Below are 24,467 nucleotides of genomic sequence, written 5' to 3' on the forward strand. Positions count from 1 at the left end.
ACCCGACCGTGTAATCGGCACGGTCGTTTGTGATTGGGTCTGTGGTTAATGCCAATCAGTTAAGCCGCAACGCGATCCTTGTAGCAGCTGGCGAAGCCTGCTGCTACAAGGATCGGGGTGCGGCTTAACTGACTGACATTAGGGTCTGTGGTGGTCTTGGGTTTTTCGGGCACTGCAAATCCCTTATGGGAGCGAGCAAGCTCGCTCCCATAAGACGTCAGGCTGTAAAGTCGCTGGCGTTCAGCTCCTTGACGCCCACCACTTCGAATTCGAACTCGGGGGTGGCGTCGGCGTTGACACTGCCGTAGAGAATGCCATCGGCAAAGCGCAGTTGGCCGGTGGCGTTGGCGGGGTCAAAGGCGTTGCTGCCGATGAAGGTGAAGGCGTCCATGTTGGCGGTCAGCGGGTTGGCGTCCAGGCCGGTAAGGTCCAGATGATCACCCTCGGTGGTCTTGAAACCGCTGATCACGTCACGCAAAGCCCCGACGCCCATGTCCGACAGCGCACCAAACGCGTAGGTATCCGCGCTAGTGCCACCGGTGAGCGTGTCGGTGCCTGCGCCGCCGATCAACCGGTCATCGCCCGAACCGCCCACCAGCGTGTCGTTGCCCGCACCACCGCTCAGAACGTTCGCCGCGCTGTTGCCCGACAGACTGTCGGCGTAGGCGCTGCCCGTCAGGTTTTCGAAGAGTTTCAAGGTGTCGAGCCCGGAACCCCCGGTGTTTTGTTGCGCTGACGTCGAGAGGTTTACGGTAACGCCGGACAGGGCGCGTTCAAAAGACACCGTGTCATTGCCATCGCGCCCGTCCAGCACGTTGTTGCCGGCACCGGCGAACAGCGTGTTGTCCAGCGCGTTGCCCGTGCCATTGGCGGCGCCAGTGCTATCGATATACAGCTGCTCGACGTTGTTGCCGAGGGTATAGGCCGCCAGTCTGCTGTGCACGCTGTCGATCCCTCTAGGCACCGCATTGCTGTTGGTCTCGATCACGGTGTCATCGGCGTTGTCGACATAGTAGGTGTCGTTGCCATCGCCACCACTCATGCTGTCGGCCCCTGCGGCACCATTGAGCACGTTGGCGGCGGCATTGCCGGTGATGAAGTTGCGCAGCTCATTACCGGTGCCGTCGATGTCCGACACGCCGGTCAGCACCAGATTCTCGAGGTTGGCGCCCAAGGTCCAGCTGACTGAGGCCTGCACCGTATCGATCTGCGAGGGTGAAGTGTTGGTTTCCGTCACGCTGTCGGACGCGTTATCGACCACATAGATGTCGTTGCCGTCGCCACCGGTCATGGAGTCGGCACCCAAGTCACCATCGAGTGTGTCGTTGCCCGAGCTGCCCACCAGGGTATCTGCCTGGTCGGTGCCGGAAATCATCCCGCCCTGGTTTTGAGCGTTGTCGAAAATCGCCTGCGCGCTGTTGTTGTCGCTGGGGTTGCCTTGAAAGCCAAGGTCATCGGCGATGTAGTCGGCCAGGCGCTGACCGACGATTTCCGCCGATTCCTCGTGCAAGTGCCAGACGTCGTCGGGGTACACCAGCGGATCGACTTCGTAGCGCAAGGGCAGGTCGGTGTAGTCCACCGCCAGCTTGACGTCGGTACGCTCGGCGGCGATGGCTTCCTGGACGGCGCGGACATAGCCTACGCCCGAGACAATGGAGGCAATCTTCTCTTCGGAATAACCCCGGGCTCGCGCCGCATCCTCCTGGTAGTGACCGGTTTCCATCATGTACACGCTGAAGCTGCCGAACTGGGTATGCAGGTAATCAAACACCTTCAGGGTCGCGTCCTTGTAGGCAGCGGCCGCCGCTGTTTTGTCCGTGGCACGGCCGATCTCCTGGGCGGCTTCCTCGCCCTGGCCCCAAATGATGCCCATGGTGACGTTATCGATCGATTGCAATTCGGTACGCTGGTCCCCCAGCAACGCGACAGCACGCAACAGCGCAGCCCCGGGCTGATTGGTGTCGGTCAACCACCAGCACAACTTGAGTTCCTCGGCGCTCATGGTCGACAGGCCGTTGACCGTGCTGCCGCCCACCGCGATGTCGATGCCGTTGCCATCGGCGTCGGTGAACTGGCTGCGCACGTCATAGGGGGTGTAGCGGTCCAGGTCTTCGACCAGCATCGAGGTGCCGGACTGATTGTCGTCCTCCGTCATGCGCAGCAGGCGCGCATTGGATTGGCCGAGTGTGGGCAGGTAGAGGATGTCCTGCTGGGCGCGCTCGCCGAACACGAAATCACTGGCGGTCAGCGTGTTGAGGTAGTTGCCATTGAGGGCGATTTCGAAGCGATTGCCATCGGCGTCGGACTCGGCGGATTTGATGTAGGTCTTGTCGCCGGCCGCGTTGAGGGTCATGTACAGCGTGCCATTGCTGCCATCGCCGAGGCCGAGAAAGCCCAGGCCCGACACATCAATCTTGTCGACGCCCGCGGTGAAGTCATAAATCGTGTCGGTGGCCGTGACACCGCCGGTGTCGTAGTCGCGGTAGCTGTCGAGCACGTTGGTGTAGCGGAAGGTGTCGGCCCCGTCGCCGCCGTACAGCGAGTCGCGTCCGGCGCCACCGTCGACGATGTCCGCGCCGGTGCCGGCCTTGATTGTGTCATTGCCACCGAGGCCGAGGATCAGGTCCGCGCCCGCCGTGCCGTTGAGGGCTTCGGCATTGTTGGTGCCGGCGATGGTATTGGCGGGCGCATCGGCCACCGCCAAGGCGAAGCTGTCGCTGACCGAAGCACCAGAAGGATCGGTGGCCTTGACCAATACGTTGTAGTTGCCCGAAGCCGTGCTGATCGGCGTGCCGCTGAACGTCAGGCTGGTGGCGTTGAAACTCAGCCACGCGGGCAGGGCGCTACCGTCAGCGAGGGTCGCGGTGTAGGTCAACGCATCCTGGTCGGCGTCGGTGAAGCTGTCATGGGTCACGGTGTAATTGAACGGCGTGCTTTCGGTGGCGTTCTGGTCGAGGAGGGGAATGGCCACCACCGGCGCTGCATTGCTGGGGGTGTTCTGGCCGGCGAAAACAAAATGACTCGCCGTCAGGCTGCTCACCAGGTTGCCCGCCATCGACACTTCGAAGCGGTTGCCGTTGGCGTCGACGGTAAGATCCTTGAGGTAGGTACGGTTGCTCGAAGCACTGTAGGTCAATTGCAGCGTGCCGTTCAGGCCATTGCCCAGGGCCGTGTAGCCGAGCGCCGAGACGTCGATCTTGTCGGCGGTCACGTCGAAGTCGAGGATCTGGTCACTGGCACTGGTGGAACTGGTGCGGTAGCTGTCGAGATTTGAGGTGTAGCGGAATACATCGGCACCCGCGCCGCCGGTGAGTTTGTCCGCGCCGGTGCCGCCGACCAGAATGTCGTTGCCGGCGCCGCCATTAAGGGTGTCGTTACCGGCGCCACCGAACAGTTGTTCGTTGGCAGCGGTGCCAGTCAGCGTGTCATTGTTCGGCGTGCCATTGATCACAGTGGGTGCGGCGGGTACGTCCTGTACGGCCAGGGTAAAACTGTCGCTGACGGTTGCATTGCTACCATCGGACGCGGTGACCTGTATGGAGTAAGTGCCTGATGCCGTGTCGCTTGGCGTGCCACTGAAGGTACGGGTGGCGGCGTCGAATGTCAGCCAGCTGGGCAGGGCGCTGCCATTCGCCAGTTTGGCGATGTAGCTGAGGCTGTCGTTATCCGGATCGGTGAAGCTGGTGGCCGGCACCACGTAGCTGAACGGGGTGTTTTCGGTTGCGTTCTGATCCAGCAACGCCGTTGCCACCACCGGCGCATGGTTGACCGTTGGCGAAGTGGCGAAGACGAAATTGGCGCTGGTCAGCTTGTCGACGTAGTTGCCGTTCAGCGTCACTTCAAAGCGGTTGCCATCGGCGTCGGCGGTCAGGGACTTGATGTAAGTCTTGGTGCCGGCACTGTTGAGCACCAGGTACACGGTGTTGTTCTTGCCATCCCCCAGGCCGGTAAAACCAATGGCCGAGAGGTCGATCTTGTCGGCGCTGATATCGAAATCGGTGATCACGTCGCTAAGGTTGGCACCGCCGGTGTTGTAGTTGCGGTAGCTGTCCAGGCGATTGGAGAACACAAAGATGTCCGCTCCGGTGCCGCCGGTGAGGGTGTCCATGCCGGCACCGCCGTCGAGCTTGTCGTCGCCCGCTCCGCCACCGAGGCTGTCGTTACCCGCCAGGCCAAGCAGGGTGTCGGCGGAATCGCTGCCCAGCAACGAGTCGCTGCCGCTGGTACCGGTGACCACGTGATTGAAGATGAAATTGCTGGCGGTCAGGGTGCTGGCGAGGTTGCCCGATAGAATCAATTCGAAGCGATTGCCGCTGGCGTCGGCATCGTAGTCCTTGATGTAGGTGCGGTCGTTGCTGGCGCTGTAGCTGACCTGCAAGGTGCCGCCACGGCCATTGCCCAGGCCCGTGAAGCCGAGGCCGGCGAGGTCGATCTTGTCCTGGGTGACGTCGAAGTCGGTGATGGTGTCATCGAAGCTTGCGGTTGCGTTGCGGTAACTGTCGGACTGAGCGACATAACGGAACGTATCGGCGCCGGTACCGCCGGTGAGTTTGTCGATGCCTGCACCGCCCACCAGAATGTCGCCGCCGGCCCCGCCATTGATAGTGTCGTTGCCGGCTCCGCCGTAGAAAATCTCGCTTTCGGCGCCGCCCAGCAGGGTGTCGTTGCCAGCCGTACCTTGCACGGTGGTCATCGGCACCGTGGCGCTGACGTAGCTACCGTCGCCATAGACCAGCGTGGCACCCTTGCTGGTGTGGCTGATGGTGTTGCCAATAATGGCGTTGCGATCGGTGCCGTCTTCATTGCGCTCTGCAACGCCGTAGGTCGACAGGTTGCTGCCGCTGATGATGTTGCCCTGGATCGTGTTGTCGCTGCCGTTGAAGTACTTGCCGGACACGCCCAGGGTGTCGTCGTAGGACTGGATGATGATTTCCGGTACCGGGCTGCCAAGGGAATTGTTGTTGAGCGTGTTGTCGATGATCTCGACGTGGTTGCTGCCGTAGATGCGGATCCCGGCGCTGGTGTTGTCGTGGATATCGACGCCGCTGACGGTCACGTCGCTGGACAGCTTGATCAGCACCCCTTCGGCGCCGTTGCCGTACACCTCGCCACCGGTGATGGTGATGTTGCTGGGGGAGGGGATGTCCTCGCTGCCGCGCTGCACCACGATGCCATTGCCGCCGTTGTTGTAGGCAACGTTATTGGTCAGGGTGAAGTCGTGGGTACTGGTGACGACGTTGAAACCGTGCCGGTCGTTGTCGTAGGCGACGTTGTTTTCGAAGGTGCTGTCGCTGAGAAAGTCAGCCACGAAGCCGTCCAGGCCATTGCCGTGGGATACGCTGTTCTTGATGACCATGTTGACGGTCTGCTCGTGGGGATCGAAACCGTACCCGGAGCAATCCTTGATCTCGACGCTGTCGAGGGTGACGTTGGAGTCGTAGCCTTCCTGGCCGGGAATGTAGCCGTTGAACCAACCGTCGACCTTGCCGGTGGTGTTGTCACGGTTGCCGTCGATGGTGAGATTGCTGACGCCGAAGTCGTGGGTTTCCTCGCCATAGGCGGAGCGGATGACACCAGTGATCTTGGTGTCGGAGCCGTCAGCCACCTTGACGGTGGTTTCGCCCATGCCGTCGCCGTACAGGTAGACGTTGCTCTTGAGCATCAGGCAGCCGTCGGAAGGTTCCTCACCTCCCGAAACGATATAAGTTCCGGTCGGCATATACACCTGCCCCCCGCCTGCGGCGGCCGCTGCATCAATCGCACTTTGTATCGCCGCCGTGTCGTCTGTGATGCCATCTCCTTTGGCGCCAAAATTTTGTACATTGAAAATCATGAGCTTATCTCCGTATCAGGCTAAAACGTCGGAAGCTGCCAATATTCCATCGACGACCAACGTGTTAGGGCCCAGCGGAGCGCGAAAGTTGTGACCACATATCGGGGAAGTGTCAAAAAACCGCACTAACTGATCAGCGGTTGTGGGGTGTTTCGAAAAAAAACGTTCTGTTGACGCTCGCTCCTTTCAGCCGAATCCAAAACAGAGTCAGAAAAATTGAGCAGGATTGGCTTGTCTCGAGACTCGACCGTTGAGCGGTTGAGGGCGATAGCAGGTCAAGGCATCGATATTCGGGCCGATATGATCAACAAGTACATTACGGACTGATCCTGCCAACAGTCCGCCGCCCGGAAGCCCTATGAAAAGCAAGCCTCTCGACCCTCTGCCGCCGATGCAAACCTCCAATCTTTCCCTGACCCGCATGTCTTTGATGGGCTTCTCTTGTCTGTTGTTGTCGATCTTCCTGTTGGCCAGCACGTTGATTGTTTACATCGCCTACGAGCAAAACCAGGACGCTGAGCGCCGCAATCGCTTCTATACGGAAAAGGCCGTGCAGTCCCTGGAAAAGTCGGCTCTTTTGACGATCAAGGACTACGCATTCTGGGGCGATGCCTACGAGCACCTGCACAGGAAGGTGGATATCGACTGGGCATTTGTCCGCCAGAATGCCGGCTCGTCGCTGTTTGAGGATTTCGGGTTTGAGGGCGTGTTTGTGATCGATCCGACCGATCGTACGGTGTACTCGGTCATCGATGGGCAGCTGGAATCGGTCACCGCTGAAGACTGGTTGAAACAACCCATCACCGCGCTTATCGAACGTGCACGCATCGATGTCGAAAGCGAAACACCCATCAAGGCGTTTCTCGATGTCGACGGCACCCCGGTGTTGGTCGCTGCCGCGCCCCTGACGCCTGGCACCAACCCCCAGGTCGAAACGGATGACAGGCCAGCCTCAATACTGTTGTTCGTCTCCAGGCTCGATGCTGCCCGATTGAGCACCATGGCCAGTGATTTCGGGATTGCTCAATTGCGCGTGGCCTCAGGTGACAGTGCAGCGCTCGGCACATCGTTTTTGCGTCTGGGGGAAACCGGTACGGCGGGCACCCTGCAGTGGACACCGGCGCAGCCGGGGCATCGGTTGATGACCGTGGTGTTGCCGCTGGTCGGTATAGCGGGGCTGATTATCGGACTAATGACCTGGCTTTTTCAGCGGCGTACCACGGCGGCTGCGCAAGTGATGGATGCCAGTTACACCTCCCTGCAGGTCAGTCGCACGGCGTTGGCGGCCAGTGAGGCGCGGTTTCGTGATGTCGCCGAAGCGTCCTCCGACTGGATTTGGGAAATCGATACCGGGTTGCACTTCACCTACCTGTCAGAGCGCTTCGAAACCGTGACGGGACTGCGCAGGGTCGAGTGTCTTGGTCGTCCTATCGATGACTTGCTGGTGTCTGATCAGGGCCCACTTTCCCAGTGGTTGAAAAACCACTCGCGACGGGCCAACGCCATCTTGCAATGCAGTTATCTGTCAGGGGACGGGCAAGCCAGGATTTTCCGTCTTTCCGTGCGAGAAATGGAGGGGCTGGGCTATCGCGGCACGGCCAGCGATATCACCGAAGAAGTGGCGGCCCGCCGACGGATCGAATACCTGTCGCAACACGATGCGCTGACGGGCCTGGCGAATCGCGCCCGTATGCAAGAATTCCTCGATGGCAAACTCAAGGCTGCGCCGACCCTGAGTGATCCGTTGGTCATGCTCAGCGTCGACCTGGATCGCTTCAAACCGGTGAATGATTTGCTCGGGCATGCCGCAGGCGATCAAGTGCTCAACGAGGTCTCCAAAAGGCTAGGGCAGTGCTTGCGCTCCGATGACCTGGTCGCGCGAATCGGTGGCGATGAGTTTGTGCTGGTGGTGGCGAATATGGTTTCTCAGGATGAGGTCGAGCACCTGTGCCAGCGCCTGATCGACTGCATCGAACAGCCGTTCCAGATTGATGAGCATGAGGTGTTTATCAGTGCCAGCATCGGCATTGCCATGGCACCGGCTGACGCCACCCTGGCCGACGAGTTGCTGCGCTATGCCGACATCGCGCTGTATGAAGCCAAGGATGCAGGACGCAATACCTGGCGTTTTTACGCGGGCGACATGAATGCTCGAATCCTCGATCGTCGTCAGTTGGAAAGCGATCTGCGTCACGCGATCAAACATGATGAGTTGCGTCTGCACTTTCAGCCGCGCTATCAGATTGCAGGCCGGGTCATGGCAGGTGCCGAAGCGCTGGTACGCTGGGAGCACCCGGTGAGAGGGCTGTTGTCGCCCGACGTTTTCATTCCCATTGCGGAAGAAACCGGGTTGATTCTGCCGCTGAGCAACTGGGTGCTGCACACCGCTTGCAAGGCCGCGTCGACCTGGCCTGAAGAACTCTTTGTCTCGGTGAACCTGTCGCCGACAGAGTTTCAGCGCGGGCAGCTGGTGTCCAGGGTTCAGGCGGTGTTAACGCAGACCGGTTTAAATCCGGCCCGGCTGGAATTGGAACTGACCGAGAATGTCATGCTGGACGACGCCAAGGGCGCACTGCAGATCATGCACGATTTGAAAGCCTTGGGTGTTCGCCTGGCAATGGACGATTTCGGCACTGGGTACTCGTCATTGAGCTACCTGCGTTCATTTCCTTTCGATGGGTTGAAGATCGATCGCAGCTTTATTTCCGGGCTGGCCGCCAGCGGTGACGATCAGTCGATCATCGAGGCCATCGTCGGGCTGGGCAGGGCACTGTCGCTGACAGTCACGGCGGAGGGGGTGGAAACGATCGAGCAACTTCAGGCGTTGCAGGATGCGCGGTGCGATGAGGTTCAAGGGTATTTCTTGAGCCGACCTATGGATGCGCAGGCGATTGGACACTTGATTGGCGTCCACGCGAAGCATTCAGGGCTGCGAGCGCTGGCCGAAAGCGCTCACGCTGAAAGTTAACACGTCAGCTGCGCACGCTTTACTGCACCAGTTGCTCGACCAACTCTGGCGTCACGTAGTGCGGCCCGTCGAACAGGTAGAGCGGATATCCGTCATAGGCCGCCAGTTGCGGCCTGAGCTCGGCAGCGGTCGCGGAGCGGAAGCCGCCACCAAAGTTGGGGCGGAAGGCTTCGACGATGATCCGCACACGGTCTTTGCCCAGGCGCTTGCTCAGGGCGTCGGCGTAGGTTCGCGCGACCGGTGCAGTGCGGGCGTACACGCCGACACCGTCCTGGAAGAACACGCCGATGTCATCTGGTAGCCATTGCTTGAGCCATTCGGCGGTGGCGACGGGGCCGATATTGGCACCGTCATAAACGCTGATCCACAACGGTCGCGGCAGCTTGGCCAGCAGCGCGGGCAGTTCTTTGGCGCGGGTCCAGCTGGGGTCGACTTCAGCCGGGAAATACCAGCCGGTCACGTGTAACGGCGTAGGCAATCTGGCGATCCGTTCCGAGACTGCAGCCAGCTGTTCGATGTTGTCCCGTGAGCGGTTCTCGCTGAAATAACCCGCCAGTCCCAGGATCACATCCTGCGCCCAGGGTGCCTTGGCGATGCGCGCCCAATCGGGCAGCACCGGTACGGCGGGCAGGCCGGTACCGGGAACGAAGGCCTGATCGTCAACGACTGTCCATTGCACCAGCAGCTCACGCGCTCCCAGTTTTTCCCAGTGTCCGCTGATACCGACGGTCTTGTTGTCCGGCTGCCAGACGATGCCGACAATCCCCGGGGCCAGGGCCTTGGTCTTCGTCACGTAGAGCATGCCGGTACCTGCGCCGACGGTGACGGCAAGCAACAGAGCAGCAACGGTCGTGCGACTGGCGGTGTAGCCGAAGATTTTCACGGCAGTGCCTTTTTGATGCGTTGATGCCATTGGCTCAGCGAGGTGACGCCTTTGGCGTTCCAGTTGGCTGCCGCATCAGGGCCAAGGTGGAACTGGCCCTCGTTGAATTGCCAGACGATCACTTGCGGCTTGTGTTCGGCAAAATCCGCCGACTCCAGGTATTGCAGCAGCGTAGCCCACGGACCGACGTCGCCGGGGTTCCAGGTCAGTGCGACGGGACGGTCCAGGGCATTTGAAAGCTTCTGCGTAAAACCCAGGTACGGCTGGACAAAGCTGTTGCCGATCACCTGAACCGGCGCCGGTACGTCATCGATCAGCAAGTCTTTCTCTGCCTGATGGCGAACGGTGTAGATGTCGCGACCAATCGCCTTGCGCTTGATCGCTGGCAGGAAATTACTGGCTAGGTCGCCGAACGCGCGCCTGTCGAACCAATGGCCCAGCACCGAGCCACCACCGGGGTCACCTTGCAGGCGGTAGCGCTCGGTAATGAGTTGCGCCGTGGAGTCGGCGGTGTTTTCGGCGCTCCAGGCTGTCCAGTGGTAGTCGGCGCGGTAAAACGCGGTCTGTTTGCCTTGCTCGGTCAGCTGCAGGATCGGCTTGATGTTCAGCGTGGTCAGGCCCGCTTGGCTCAGGTCGCTCTGCAAATGGTCGTATCGCTGCATGACGGCCGCGCTCAAGGGCTGATCGGCAGGCAGGCGCTGAGCGTAAAAGGGCGCTTTCATCGGCACCACCAGCACGACCAGCCCAATGTGTTCGCGTTCAAGTTGCTGCTGGAGTTCTTTGACCAGTGCAATGTTGCGGGCAGTGCCGGTGTTGTCGACTTTGCTCAGGCTTTCCCAGGCAGGGAATAACCAGCCGCCGTTGCCGGTGATCACCGCCGAGGCCGCTTGAACGCCAGTGCCTGACAGGCTCGCCAACAGGCCGGCGAACATGGCGGGCATCGACAATCGACGGATAAACCGTTCGGGTTTGAATTGAAGGTTCATGGGGCGCTCTGGTCGACAAGGCCAATCAGGCGCGGCGCCTGTCGAGAGCCGATCAGGAACAGGCTATAGCGATCGCCGGCCTTGAAGGGCGCCAGCTTCAACGGCAGGCTGGCGTTGTCATTGCAGCTGGCAACCAGCGTTGCCTGCTCCGGGTTGATCGTGCGCTGGGCTTGTCCATTGAACGGCAGCTGGTTGAATACCGGGGCGCCATTGGCCAGTTTGACTTCAGCCTTTTCGCAACCGTTGCTCAGGTTATAAATATTGAGTTCGGCGCGCAGGTCTTTACCGCGCTGCGGCGGGTCGATGACCAGGCGTGGCGCCCGTGCCGGGTCGCTGTCCAGAATCAGCGTGACCCACGCACTTTTCGGTGCGCTCAGGCCCTTTATCTCGCGGCCATTGACGGTCAGCTTGAGCGGCTGCCGCGAGTCCACGACCTGGAAGGGGCTGGCCACCGTGCTCTGGGCGGAAAGGCTAAAGCTTGCGCTTTGGCCCACCTGAACCTGCATCGCGGTGTCGGCCGGATTGACCACCCGCACATACGCGGAGCCTTCGGGCAATGTTGGCGCGTACAGCTGAGCTATTTCCGGGGCCGCTTGTGCGCCTGTCGAGAGCAGGCCAAGACCCAGCCACACACAGATTCGAACGTTCATACAAGTCCTCAGTAGGAATAGGTCAGGCGAGCAAACACGCCTTCGGCACGGTCATCGCCCATCACCTTGACGCGGTACTGCAAGGAAAAATCGACGTAGGAGCGGGGCGCGTTGTACGCGTCTTCGCGGAACCAGTACCGGACGTTGTTACCGATACCCACCCCGCCGGCCTTGCCGGATGATGACTCCGAACTGCCGTCGGCATCGGTGCCGCTGTTCATCTTCGAGTCATAGTCGAACGCGGCCACGACATGCGGGAAGCTCACCCAGCGCGAGCCCGCGCCACCGATCGCATAGCTGCGACCGACCTGCCATTCGCTGTTGAAGTAGTTGCGCGAGTCGTTGACGTAATGACCCGCTTCCGCGAACAACTGCGAGGTCCACCAGCTGGAGGCATCGACGCGCAGGTCGGTGCCGACGCTTGAGCCGTAACCCAATCGCAGCAGCCAGTCACCGTCAACGTCCGAAGATCCCAAAGGGAATGTGCGCTCGACGGCGGCCATCACGTTCAGAGCGGTGAAGGGTTTGACCCGTACACCCACGGCGCCTTGCAGCGCATCGAAACCGGTGTCCGAATCGCCGTTCTTGCTCCAGAGCGTGTCGGTGACACGGCCATAGAGTTCGACGAAGCGTGCGTTGCGATAGCCCAGAGGACGCCAGGACAGTTCGGTGCTGTTTTGCAGGCTGTCATTGCTGCTACTGCCGCTGCTCGGCGCTGAACTCAGCCCACTGCTGGAACTGTTGCCGCGATAACTGGTGGTGCTGGTCAAGCCCATTCTGCGCGAGACATCGCCCACTGCGCGGCGGGTGTCGAACAGTTGCTGCTCGGGCATGTCCAGTTCACCGGCATGCTGCGCGTCGATGACGCGCTCGAAGTAGCCGACGGCTTGCTGGTCTTCGTTGGCGCGCATCGCGGTGTAGGCCGCATCCTGAGTGGCCGTCGGCGTGAGCCGGGTGTCGGCATCGGCCTTGCTGAACGAGCCGAGGGCGCCGTCATCATCGCCGGCCTGGACCGACAAATAAGCGATCTGCAGGTCGCTCATCGATTCCAGCTCGCCCGTGTCCCGCGCTTGTTGCAGCCGTTCGCGCGCAGTTCGGCGCTGGCCGATGGCGGCATACAGACTGGCTTCTTCGTAAGCGGGAAGACTGGCCAGCGCCAGTGCCTGGGTAAAGTCCTTGCGCGCCCCGGCATCGTCACCCGATTGTTGACGCAGACGGCCGCGCTGGGCGAGCAGACGAGCGTCATCGCCCGTGAGCTTCAGACCTTCGCTGGCTGCCGCGATGGCTTCGGGCACACGTTTCTGATCACTCAGGGCGCTGACCAGCAGTCGGCGGTACGCCGGATTCTGTGGCGCACGGGCAATGGCTTCGTTCGTCAGGGCAACCGCCGTCGCAGGGTCTTTGCGGGCCAGGGCCGCGTAGGCTTGGCCGGCCATGTCGGTTCCGCCATCACGTTGGTTGCCCGGCCAGATATCACAGACCAGGCCGAAAGCCGTTTCCTGACAGTTCAAAGCCGGAGCAGGGAAGTGGGCAATCACGTTCGCGCCATTGTTTTTCTGCCGCAGCGCCATACGGGCAGCGGTACGTCGGCGGGCCACTTCGCCGCCTTCATCGTCGACCAGTGGCTGCAGATGATCGAGCGCCTGCTGAGGCTCGCCATGGGCCAGTGCGGCGTCCGCGGCGAAGAAACGAATGTCACGAATTTCCGCTTCCAGAAGGCCATCGATGGCCAAGGCGTGATTCAGGTCAGCCTGGGCGGCCTGAGTTTTGCCCTGACGATCAAGGGCGTAGCTGCGCAGAATCCACGGAGCGATTTCCCCATCGTCTTGTGCCAAAGCGCCTGACGCGGCCTGTTCGGCCCCACGGTAATCCCTGGCAGCGAGCAGGGCACTGATCAGCAATTGCTGATTGGCGCCGATTTCCGGGGACAGGGCGACGGCTTTTCGGGCCTGGTCAACGGCGAGGGTCGCATTGCCTTGGTCCAGGGCGCGATAGCCCTGAACCGCCAGCGGCGCCGCCAGTTGACGACGAATCGCTTCGCGACGCATCAATAACGTATCGTCGTCCGGGAACACCGCGAGGGCCTGGGTGGTGGCTTGATCCGCTTCCTGTAGATGTTGTTGGCGTTGCAACGACTCGATCAGCAGCAGTCGATAATCCATGCGTTTGGGCGCTTGGGCGATGGCTTTGCGTGCCGCTTGGGCAGCCACGCCGAAGTCATCGCGATCATAGGCCTTGAACGCCTGGGCCGCGGCGCCGAAGCCTGGGGCCTGACGTGATTGCGGGTAGCGCTTGGGATGGTCTCGCTGTTCCTTGTCGCGTTGTGCCAGTGCAATCAAGGTGTTCAAGCGAGTGATATCAGCCCGCTGACGCAACGCTTCGCGGGCCTTGGCGATGGCCAGGTCGTAATCTTTACGCTCGTACGCGCTGTACGCCTCGTTGGCAGTTTCAAAGGCCGGGCCGGTCAACGGCAGGGGCAGCGTCTCGGCATGAGCAAGCCCAGGTAACAGGCTTAGCCCCGTGGCCATCAGGGTCAGGAAGGGGCGGTTCATGCCGGAAGCTCCGCAGGGTAGTGGCTGTGCTGACGCGCCACGGCCTTTTCGATGGTGGAGCGGGGCAGCACGCCGCTGTCGACCAGATAGTCGCCGATGCGTCCGTGACGTTGCGGGCGGTACTGCAACATGGTGCGATTGAATACGTCGCGATCCAGCAGGCCCATTTCGATCAACAGGTCGCCCAGCAGCGGCGCACGGGCATCCGGCACGGATTGGCCTTCACGCACATTCAGTTGACGCAATTGCGCGACGATTTCGCTTTCACGGGCAATCAGTTGCACCGGTTCGCTGCCCAGTTCATCGCTGACCTGTTGCAGACCTTCGGCCGGAAGAGGGCTGGCGACGGCGACTTGCGCGCGGCCGTCGGCATTCAAGCCAAGCGGCACCACGCGCCAGCGCAGGGCGAACTCATCGTCCAGCGTCAGGATTGAGTCCCGTGCCTTGGCGGCCACATCGAATACCCGTGGCAGATCGTTCTGGAAGGCGATGGCTTCAGCCAGCGTCTCGTCGTCCAGCCAGCCGTTGCTGAGCAAAATCCGCCCCAAGGGCATGTGCCGGTTTTTCTGTTCGGCGAGGGCGCTTTGCAGGTCAGCATCGTTGATCGCCTGCCAGGACAGCAACACGCTGCCCAGCTTGCGCGGTGCGGCAGCCACCAGGTCGGTGGACGGAAAGTCGTGCATGGTCTTGTCCCACACCAGTTTGCGGTTCAGCGCCTTGCCGACCAGGAACATGCGCCAGGCGCGTGATGCGGCCATGAAGTTGACGAAGTTGCCCACCACCATGCGCGGGATGGACAGCAAACCATGCTGCCAGCCGTACAGTACGGTGGTGAAATAACAGCGGTGCGCGATACGCCAGGCCAGCGCGATACCGTTGGCCAGTAGCAGGTATTGGATAAAGCCATTGGTTTCAAAGGGTGTCGGGAAACTCACGTCCCACAGGCCACTCTGGCGCAGGATGATCAGGCCCAGCAGCTGCACCAGAATCACGTAGGCGATGATGCTGACGAACGCCGTCACCACGCCCTTGCGATCACGAAACAGCAGATAACGGTTGGCCAGCGAGCCGTTCCAGCCCATTTGCTCCCAACCTTGCAGGCCAATGCCCAGCGTCCAGCGGGCTTTCTGGCGGAACGCGGTACGGAAGGTATCGGGAAAGAATTCCCGCACGCACAACGGCATCTTCAGGGTCGATTCGTAAGGTTTGCGAAACCATGATTTACGCAACACGCGAAACTGCACCGGGAAGCGCACGAAGATTGCGTTCATGCCGACCTTGGCCAGGCGTGCGCCGACGTCGTAGTCCTCGGTGAGGCTGTCAGTGTTAAACGGCTGGTTCTGGGTTTCCCCGGCCAGTACGCGCAAGGCACGATGGGAGAAACAGGTGCCGACCCCGGCAGACGGCACCGTGTCGGTCATGCTTTCACGTACCACCAAATCCTTGCCATGCCATTCGGCGAATTCGTCCATGTAGGTGCCGGCCACCCATTCGTACCAGTTGCGCTCCAGTGAAACCACGGGTAACTGGATCATGTCCTTGCGCGGCAGCAAGTAGTTGAACAGGCGTAACTCCATCGGGTGCAGTACGTCTTCGCTGTCGTGCAGCACCACGCCGGCGAAGGTCATGCCGTGGGTTTTCTCGTGCAGAAAGATCGCCTGGATCACCCAGTTCAGGCAGTCAGCCTTGCAGGTCGGCCCGGCATGCGGGACTTCCACGCGATGCAGCTGCTTGTAGCGCCGACGCATGCGTTCCACTTCATCGATGGTGCGTTGGTCATTGATGTAGGTGCCGACGAAGACCACATAGTTCTGGTAATCCAGAGTCGACACCATGTTCTCGATCATCGGTGCGATGACGTCATATTCCAGCCAGGCTGGGACCATGATCGCCAACGGCTGTTCATCCCGGGCCATCAATTGCTCGGCGGTCAGCGGCCGGTATTTGCGATCCACGGTGAACTTGCGAAACAGGCGGCGAGACCAGTACCACAAGTCAATGAACAGATCGTCCAGGCTGGAGATCAGGATCAGCACCGCGACCACGATGGTCGAGAACTCCAGGAAGCTGTAGTAGTGGGCCAGCCAATAGGGCCAATAAAGCGACGTCATCGAAAGTTTCCGTTACTGGCGATTGCGACGGGCGCTACGGCCAGCCAGCAACAGGATGAGGACCAACAGGATGCCACCCGGAATCAGCCACAACAGCGACGGCTTGCGCCAGGCGTCGAGGCCCTTGGGTTCTTCGTTGTCGATCAATTGGCTGCCACTTGGGTCCTGGGTGTCGAAGGTGGTCAGTGCACCGTTGTCACCGAGGATGGCCACATCGCCGCGGGTCAGCAGAATCTGTTTGGCGAAGCGTGGCGCGTCATTGCCCAGGGCCCGATAGACCAGACCATGCTGGCCGCCGGCATCCACCACTTGCAACGAGGCCAGGTGGTTGAGGGGATGGATGTCCAACAACATCTGATCCTTGTGATTGATGCGCAAGCGACCCTGATCATCGACCTGCACCGATTCCTTGCTGTCCTTGACCGGCAGCTCGAAGGCCAGGAAGGCTTTGTCCGGCGCGACCGAAACCTTTGGGTCGGCGCTGACGTTCAGTTGCGCCCGCAGCGGCGAAACACCGGCGGCGTCAGCCACTGAAATCACCTGCGGCAAGCTGCTCGCCGGATGCTCGAGGTAGGCCTGCGGTACGAGGATTTGCGTGTCCATGGCAAAGCGCGCGGCCATGCCGGAGAAGTCATCAGCCAGCGCGGTTTTTTCCAGCACGATGTGGCTGGTCGGCAGCACCGAGACCGGGAAGGCCTGTGGCGTTTCCAGGCAACGATCGCTGACCGGCTGACGCTGGAACGACACGCGCAAAACGTTCTTTGAACCCAAGGCGTAACGCGGGATACGTGCTTCGATGCGTTGCTGCTCACCGTTGGCGACGAGCTGTTGCGCGCCAATCAGGTAATCGTTGAGAAACAGCGAGGCCACCGGCGCGGTGTCAGAGGCGCCGGGTGCGGCAGATATATCGATCACCGCCTTCACCGGCAGACGACCGTCGTAGGCCACGCTGCCCAGAGGGAACGAAGTGCTCCAGTCGGACTTGGCCAGCACGTCAATGGCGCCGGGGTTTCCGCCCAGGCGCGACAAGGCCACACGACCGTCGGCGTTCAATGGCATTTGTGCTTCGCTGACCGTCAATTGGCGGCTGCGTGCCAGTGCGTTCCAGGCAGTGCTGAACAGCGCCAGCGCCTTGCCGGTTGCTTGCGGCGCGATCATCAGCACCGGGCGGGTGCCCAGCAATGCCAGGCGCACGTTGTCAGTGCCGGTGGCGGCCAGACCTGCATTGATATGCCGCTCACGCCATTGCGCGAAGGCGTTGGCGGCTGTGGCGTCGAGGCCTTGAATCTGGCTCTGCAGCGCGTCCAGCGATTCGTTGACGGCTTTGAGCAGTTGCGGGTCGTTGATTGCCAGATCCGCCTGGACGTTCGGCGTCTGCCCCAACATCAACAGCGCACCGATTTGCGCCGGGTTCGCCAGAACGTGCGAGCCTTTGCCGTTAAGGCTGGCGAACGCTGGAATAGTCTGCAGTTCGGCCGGGATGCGCAGGCCGGTCAGGTCGACAGTGTCTTGTTCGGCGGGGAAGGGCAGAACGCGGCTGTGTTTGCCAATCCGCTCCAGTGCCACACCGAGACGCCAGGCCGCATCGTAGCTTTCGGCGGATAAGGTGCCCGGCGCGACCATGATTCCCGGTTTACCGGGCAGTGCCGTCCAGGCAGCCCCGACGTCCTGTAACTGGCTGGCGTCGTAGCTGTAATTGAGGCGAGTGTCCGGTTCGATACGCAATACATTGCCGATGGCGCGCTCGTCTTCGCACAACACACGGGACACGATTGACGACCAGGCAATGCCCAGACGCAGCGAGCCGTTGTCACGCGCTTTCTTGTCCACGCCCAGTGTGGCGCTTGCATTGCCCTGTGGTTCGCTGAGCCCTTCGGCGCGTACGGGATAGCCGTCCAGCGACAGCAGCAATGTGTTGCGACCGCCTTCACCATTCAGGTAGCTGGCGTCGAAATTCAGTGTGGCATCTGTCAACGGCACGCCCGCCGGCACTGGCAAATACAATTCGCGGCGGGCATCGGTGGAGCCGAGGATGATCGGTGCATCGATCCCCAGATCGCTCAAGCGGATCTCACGCTCTTGTCGGGTGTCGGCGTTGAGCCGGTTGATCGCCTGGGTGAGCGGGCTGTCCGCGGCCAAGGCAAAGGTCGGCATGAGCGCGAGCAGGCTCACGCCACAGGCAAGGGCGCTGAGCGCACCCGTATGGATGGCAACGGAAGACTTCATTCAGGTAGATCTCGAGCTGATAAGGGGAGGAGCGGTTTGGTTTATAGAGAGGTGAAAGCCGGGTGACTTTTTTCGGGCACAGGCCCCGCTGACGGGTAGTGCAGGAACTTGGGCAACTGCATCCGAGCCACGACGAAATCATCGACCGGGCGCCCCATCAGGGCGTCGACGATGCGCGCACTGGCGTTGCCATCGCCGTAAGGGTTGGCAGCCTGGGAGCATCGGCGCCACAGAAGGTCGTCATCGAACAATGCGTTGACGCCAGCGATGATCGAGTCCGGCGAGGTGCCGACCAGGCGAACGGTGCCCGCGGCGACAGCTTCGGGGCGTTCAGTCACATCGCGCATCACCAGCACCGGTTTGCCCAGTGACGGCGCTTCTTCCTGCACGCCACCGGAGTCGGTGAGGATCACATGCGCACGTTGCATCAGGCGCACGAAGGCCAGGTAGTCCAGCGGCTTGATCAGGTGCACGTTGGGCAGATCGCCCAGTTGCTCGGTGACCGGGCCCATGACATTGGGGTTCAAGTGCACCGGATAGACGATCTGGATGTCCGTGCGTCGGGCCAGATGGCTCAGGGCCTTGCAGATATCCAGGAAGCCTTCGCCAAAGTTTTCCCGGCGATGCCCGGTCACCAGCAGAACTTTGCGGCCGGCTTGCAGGAACGAGAACTGTTGGTCCAGGCTTGCACGCAGGTCAGCGTCTTGCTCAATGCGCCGCGCGGTCATCTGCAGAGCGTCGATCACTGTATTACCGGTCACAAAGGCGCGACCCTGCAGGCGTTCGTCGAGCAGGTTCTGGTGCGACTCGTGGGTCGGCGCAAACAGCATGTCCGCACCCAAGTCGATGCAGCGCCGATTCATTTCTTCCGGCCACGGGCTGTAGATATCACCGGTTCGCAGCCCGGCTTCCACATGGCCGACCGGGATGCGTCGATGGAACGCAGCCATCGCGGCCACCATGGCCGAGGTGGTGTCGCCATGCACCAGCACCCGGTCCGGGTAGGTCATTTCCAGCACCGGGTCAATCGCCCCGTAAAGCGCCGCCGTCAGAGAGTTGAGCGTTTGGTGCGGCGTCATCACGTCGAGGGTGTAATCGGCCTTGAGGTCGAACAGATCCAGCACCTGTTTCAGCATGCTTTGATGTTGGCCGGTGATGCATATCTGCGAATGAATGCCGGGTTCCGCAGCGAGGGCTTTGACTAGCGGCGCCATCTTGATGGCTTCTGGACGGGTTCCGAAGATCGAAAGAATTTTAATCTTTGAATGATGGCGAACGATGATGTCTTCCTTGCGCAGTTTTAGTGCGCAGCACAATAGCTGGCCCAAGTTTTATTGAAACTCGAGCAAGCTAGCGTTGTATGAATTTAGTAAAGGCCGGGTAATCAGTGTGAGATCTGATGTTCACTTCATGTGAGGTATGTGTCGCCTGGGGAAACCCGGAACTGGCCGGATTATTAGCATCGAAGGCGAATATTTTAAAGTGTTATATCTGTTTTTTAATTAAATAATCAAGCTTGGAACTTTCATATTTGTGATCGGTCTTTTCTGGTTTCTTGTAATTTGCGGGCGGTTTCTTTAGATTATTATTTAATGTCTAACTTATTGTTTTTTCTTGTTATTTTATAATTTTAGTCCGTTCGTCAGTGCGATTGAATTACTCATTGGTGGTAATGGTCGCGGTCTACGTAGTAGATCGACACGTCCTCGGGGTAATAGTTGTGGCGGTCACTAAAATGACGCCTGAATATTGTCGCCCTGAAGTAAGACTTGTGTGGGGCAGTAGCTTTTTTACGCATGCGATGCGCATTAGTAGCGTTAGGGATATTCAATTTGGAAAAAACTTCGCCGACATATTGGATCCGTGATGCACCGCAGCTTTTGGCCGACAAATGCCGGTGCGTAGATTGTGCTCTCCGTATTTATTTTCGTCCTCACCAAATAGCGTAGACCGATACTGACACATACAGCAGAGCAATCGAAGTATCCCAATTGCTACCGAGTTGTTGTGGCTGCCCTGCTTACGTTGTTAATCCCCCGATAGGCATTTTTACGAGAAAAGTGGTTCCGCGCTCTCTTTCGGAAGTCACATCTATAGTCCCCAAGTGCGCAGCCACGATCTCGGAAGCGATGTACAGACCTAGGCCAAGGCCAGTGCTAGGACCAAGATCAAGAGACGCGTGCTGAGAGAAACGTCCCATGGGGTTAAAGATGAAGGGCAGAATGTCCTCCGGGATAGGCTCGCCGAGATTATGGACGACGAACACGACGCTGCTGTCAGATACCTCCAGTGAAACCTTAATCGGGAAACGCAGATCACCATGCTGCACGGCATTGCTGAGCAGATTGGAAAACACCTGTTCCATGCGGGCTCCATCGAATTCACCGCGAGCCGACGCCCCCACTTTGAAGACAATATCCGCGCTTGAATGAAAAGTGCGGATCTCTTCAACTATTCGTATGCATAGTGGCGTTAGGTCGATGTCTTCCTTTTTGATGGGAATCCCAGGGCCCATTTGGCAGCGGGTTAGATCCAGCAAGTCGCCAACGATCCGGCTAGCTCGACTTACGCTGGTGTATATCCCCGATGCAATTTTAGTCTCCCGCGCCCCCAGCTCATCCGAGCGCCGCAAAACATCGGCACCCAGCAAAATAGCCCCCAGTGGCGTGCGCAAATCATGGCCAAGGATGCCTAAAAAAACGTTGCGTGAGGCCTCCACTACACGCGAGTAGCTAGCAATAGACTCAGCGAGCGCCTGGTCTATGGCTTCGTTGAAGCGAATCATATCGTCCACTTCCAAAACTGTCCCTGCCTTCATCTGCCCCAGCCATTGACTGAGTACGCTTGTCCTCAGCGCTCGATATTCAGATACCATCTGATCCAGCGTGAACCCCGCCATTAAACGCGTTACTGCATGGGTTTCCGCAGGAGTTTCCAACTCCTCCATAGGAGCATTACCCTGGGCCTTGGCGATTTGCTCTTGCGCAGACTGGTAGGTGCACAGGTCTATCGCTATTGCACGCAGCATCTGTTCGGCGTGATCCCGTAGAGCCTTGGGGTCCAGTGCTTCGCCGGGGACCTCAATGGTTCTTGCGAAGTCTTCCCAAGCTTGGAGAATTGGCTCAAGGTTCTTGATGATGAAGTCAGATAGGCGCATGCCAGTGATCCTGGTTATGGAGTCGTAATCGAGGTCGAAAACGGGAACGAAACAGCACAAGCTGAATTAGAGCATCGATTCGGCCGCCTGGCATGGTTTGTCTACATCGAGAGCCTGCGCTACCAACGCAAAATCTCAGCCCCCCCCAGCGCTTTACTAGTGCATCAAGTGTTGCCGCTGACCGAAAACTGACCCAGGTGTTCAACTGCTTCTGCTCAATTTTTGAGCAGGAGAACACAGGGTGATCAGCATGGAAATGATGGGCAAAATTCGGCGCATGTATTTTCGCGACATGCTGTCGCTGCATCAGATAACCAAGCGAACCGGGCTGTCGAGGAACACCATACGGAAATGGGTCAGAGCGCCCGAAGCTACTCAGCCGGCGTACCAGCGGTGCGCAGCCTTCAACAAACTCAGTCCATTTCACGAGACGCTGGAGCAGGCGCTCAAGGCCGATTCGTTTCGGGCAAAGCACAACCGCAGGAGCGCCACAGCACTCTTTGAGCAGATCAAGGCCTAGGGTTACGACGGCGGCTACAGCCAGCTCACAGCGTTTGTACGCTCGTGGCGAGGTGAGCAAGGCAAGTCTTTGCGCTCCTTTGTACCGTTGACGTTCGCACTCGCAGAGGCCTTTCAGTTCGACTGGAGCGAAGAAGGTCTTCTGATTGGCGGCCTGTTCCGACGCATCCAGGTGTCCCACATGAAGCTGCATATTGGACGGGGCCATGTCATGGACTTGGTTAAGCCCTCGGTATCCTGGAACATGGCGGCGACGCTCGAGAGCGGTGCCGGCAGAGACTGCGGAACATGCATGGAAAAAGTTCTTGTTATGCCACCAGCTGGTGGCGCGTCGTTATGACATCAGTCGGGAGGCACAGGACGCATACGCGCTGCAGTCACAAAAGCGGACCGCGGCTGGCGTGAAGGTCTGGCCTCTTGCCAGCCCTACCAGTGAGCCATTCAAGAGTTAGTTCGAGAAGAGAAGATGAATAACAAGACAACTCAGGTGGTGGTCGGGGCCTGGCGATCCGCTATCCAGCGCGACTGTGACTGGCGCTATATTGATGCCTTTGGCCATGTCAACAGCTTGATCTACCTAGACTGGTGTCAGGAGGCGCGTAGTCGTCATTTCGCACTAAGGCGATCCCGTGTCAGGCGCTACGGAATGCAATGATTGTGCGTGAGCCGCTACTCGGATCACCGGCAGGTCTCCAAGTGGAAGAGATCGATTGATGACCAATGCCCAGCACGTTGCGTTAATAACAATGGCCAGCGATTAATCCGCTTCCATTCGACAGCGATACTCCATCATCGACGAACTCGACGAGTCAAACTCAATATCGGTTTCCACTGCCCGTTTTTATCATTCATTGGCACCACGTTCATGAGATCAACGATTAAGGAGCCAGACTCGCCCACTGCGATATGCCCTGAAACTTCTCCTACCCTCCAGATTCTCAGCTTCCTTGGCCGTCCTGGAGGGCCACTGGTTCTGCGCAGCAAACAACTTGGCTGATTGCCTCAGGGTGACGTTTATATCTCGCGCACCTGTCGAAAGACTGCAATTTGCTTAACCCTCACGCAATCACAGCCATTAAAAAAAGCGGCCCTTTGGCACCTATAACATCGTTTCTCGGAGGCGCTGCTTTTCACTATATTGGCCGTCAGATCCGGTGAGTGACTCAACATTCGCCACCCTCAGTGCGAGTAGTCTTAATGAATAAAAAACCAGGCAACGCAGGGTTTGTAAATGCCGGTGCGGGAACCCGCGCAGTGTGGGGCGGGGAGCAAGTCAGGCATCCCTACAATGCGACTCAAACGCCGATCGTGGTCAGTGCCGCTTACGGTTATGACGACATTGATGTCTGGTACGACGTGGCGTTGGGCAAGGCCCCTGGATTTATTTACAGCCGCATGAGCAACCCGACAGTCGAGACTCTCGAGGCAAAGATTCGCGAGTTGGAGCTGGCCGAATCAGCCGTGGCTTTCAGCAGCGGAATGGCGGCGATCAGCAGTGTGCTTTACACCTTCCTGGCCAATGGCGATCGTGTGGTGTCGACCAAGGACAGCTATGGCGGCACCAACAAGATTTTCGAAGAATTCCTGCCACGTACCGGTGTGAACGTGACGTTGTGCGAGACGTTCGATCACGAAGAAATCGAACGTGAAATCGCCAAAGGTTGCCAATTGGTGTATCTGGAAACACCGACCAACCCGACACTGAAAATACTCGATATCGAGCGTCTGGTGGCTGCAGCCAAGCGTGTCGGTGCCACGGTGGTGGCGGATAACACCGTCGCCACGCCGTTGAATCAGAACCCGCTGCAGCTGGGGGTGGATGTGGTCATTCACAGTGCCACCAAATTTCTCAGCGGCCATGGCGACGTGCTGGGCGGCCTGGTGTGCGGTAGTGAATCGCTGATGGCCAAGGTTCGTCATTACCGGGAAATCAACGGTGCAGCGCTTGACCCGTTCTCTGCCTACATGATCATTCGGGGTATGAAAACCCTGGTGCTGCGCATGCGTCAGCAGCAAAACAGTGCCCGTGTACTGGCCGAGTACCTCTGCGTCGAACCGTTGGTGGAGTCGGTCAATTATCCCGGTTTGCCAGGCCATCCGAATCATGCTGTGGCGTGCGCGCAAATGTCCGGCTTCGGTGCAATCGTCAGCTTTGTTGTGGCGGGCGGCATGGACACGGTGAAGGTGCTGTTGCCACGACTGCGATTCGCCCACTGCGCTGGCAATCTCGGTGCGGTGGAAACCATCTACGGTCCCGCGCGAACCACCAGCCATGTCGAGAACACGCTGGAGGAACGACTGGCCCTGGGTATTTCAGAAGGGCTGGTGCGGATATCTGTCGGCATCGAAGACACCGACGATCTGCTCGACGACCTGAAACAGGCGTTCGCATTTGTCAGAGGGTCTGGCAACGAACCCGCACAATCAAATACGCAGCTTTCAATCAATGAAGGTTGCGCCGAAATTACAAACTGAAGCATTAGCGTCAAACCTCACTGCAAGGAGGTGAGTGGGGCGTTCATGAAGTGGAATAATAATAAAACTTAGTGGCGATCTGTTTTTACTCTGCCGAGCCAATCATC

At 59.4% G+C, this 24,467-nt stretch carries 11 protein-coding genes and 2 pseudogenes; 4 read left to right on the plus strand and 9 right to left on the minus strand.

Features of this window, described 5'->3' with window-relative positions; all coding sequences use genetic code 11:
* Positions 1–217 precede the first annotated feature (217 nt).
* Positions 218–5,833 (minus strand): putative Ig domain-containing protein, encoded by a 5,616-nt coding sequence (locus tag ACIQU2_RS12640; protein ID WP_403141003.1) that lies wholly within the window; start codon positions 5,831–5,833, stop codon positions 218–220.
* 358 nt (positions 5,834–6,191) lie between these two features.
* On the opposite strand from ACIQU2_RS12640, the gene ACIQU2_RS12645 reads away from it, so the two are divergent.
* Positions 6,192–8,801: an EAL domain-containing protein gene (locus tag ACIQU2_RS12645; protein ID WP_403141004.1), complete on the plus strand. Its 2,610-nt coding sequence runs from the start codon at positions 6,192–6,194 to the stop codon at positions 8,799–8,801.
* A gap of 19 nt (positions 8,802–8,820) precedes the next feature.
* On the opposite strand, the gene ACIQU2_RS12650 is transcribed toward ACIQU2_RS12645, so the two are convergent.
* From ACIQU2_RS12650 to ACIQU2_RS12685, 8 genes are all read right to left on the minus strand, one after another.
* A complete protein-coding gene (locus tag ACIQU2_RS12650; protein ID WP_403141007.1) occupies positions 8,821–9,684 on the minus strand; it encodes a hypothetical protein in 864 nt (287 codons plus the stop codon).
* Positions 9,681–10,670, minus strand: a complete 990-nt coding sequence (locus ACIQU2_RS12655) for a twin-arginine translocation pathway signal (RefSeq protein WP_403141010.1) — start codon at positions 10,668–10,670, stop codon at positions 9,681–9,683. The genes ACIQU2_RS12650 and ACIQU2_RS12655 overlap by 4 nt, the downstream gene beginning before the upstream one ends.
* Positions 10,667–11,320 (minus strand): alginate O-acetyltransferase AlgF, encoded by a 654-nt coding sequence (locus ACIQU2_RS12660; RefSeq protein WP_403141013.1) that lies wholly within the window; start codon positions 11,318–11,320, stop codon positions 10,667–10,669. The genes ACIQU2_RS12655 and ACIQU2_RS12660 overlap by 4 nt, the downstream gene beginning before the upstream one ends.
* 8 nt (positions 11,321–11,328) lie before the next feature.
* On the minus strand, positions 11,329–13,872 hold the full coding sequence (locus tag ACIQU2_RS12665) for a bacteriophage N4 adsorption protein A (RefSeq protein ID WP_403141015.1): 2,544 nt from the start codon (positions 13,870–13,872) through the stop codon (positions 11,329–11,331).
* Positions 13,869–15,983 (minus strand): glycosyl transferase family protein, encoded by a 2,115-nt coding sequence (locus ACIQU2_RS12670; RefSeq protein WP_403141018.1) that lies wholly within the window; start codon positions 15,981–15,983, stop codon positions 13,869–13,871. The genes ACIQU2_RS12665 and ACIQU2_RS12670 overlap by 4 nt, the downstream gene beginning before the upstream one ends.
* A gap of 12 nt (positions 15,984–15,995) precedes the next feature.
* Positions 15,996–18,209 (minus strand): hypothetical protein, encoded by a 2,214-nt coding sequence (locus ACIQU2_RS12675; protein ID WP_403141020.1) that lies wholly within the window; start codon positions 18,207–18,209, stop codon positions 15,996–15,998.
* 41 nt (positions 18,210–18,250) lie between these two features.
* Positions 18,251–19,462, minus strand: coding sequence for a non-hydrolyzing UDP-N-acetylglucosamine 2-epimerase (wecB, locus tag ACIQU2_RS12680; protein ID WP_403141254.1), 1,212 nt, complete (start codon positions 19,460–19,462; stop codon positions 18,251–18,253).
* 767 nt (positions 19,463–20,229) lie between these two features.
* The gene (locus tag ACIQU2_RS12685) at positions 20,230–21,366 is read right to left on the minus strand and encodes an ATP-binding protein (protein ID WP_403141023.1); all 1,137 of its coding nucleotides are present in this window, start codon (positions 21,364–21,366) and stop codon (positions 20,230–20,232) included.
* Positions 21,367–21,625: 259 nt separating this feature from the next.
* On the opposite strand from ACIQU2_RS12685, the pseudogene ACIQU2_RS12690 reads away from it, so the two are divergent.
* The 3 genes and pseudogenes from ACIQU2_RS12690 to ACIQU2_RS12700 all read left to right on the plus strand — a co-directional run.
* A pseudogene (locus ACIQU2_RS12690) lies at positions 21,626–22,087 on the plus strand (IS21 family transposase); the annotation flags it as partial.
* A 115-nt stretch (positions 22,088–22,202) separates the two neighbouring features.
* Positions 22,203–22,280, plus strand: a pseudogene (locus ACIQU2_RS12695) (hypothetical protein); the annotation flags it as partial.
* An 802-nt stretch (positions 22,281–23,082) separates the two neighbouring features.
* The gene (locus tag ACIQU2_RS12700; protein ID WP_403141024.1) at positions 23,083–24,360 is read left to right on the plus strand and encodes a cystathionine gamma-synthase family protein; all 1,278 of its coding nucleotides are present in this window, start codon (positions 23,083–23,085) and stop codon (positions 24,358–24,360) included.
* The last annotated feature ends 107 nt before the right edge of the window (positions 24,361–24,467 follow it).

It is taken from the genome of Pseudomonas sp. NPDC098740 (genome assembly GCF_044760065.1).
GTDB classification, from domain to species: Bacteria; Pseudomonadota; Gammaproteobacteria; order Pseudomonadales; family Pseudomonadaceae; genus Aquipseudomonas; species Aquipseudomonas rossensis.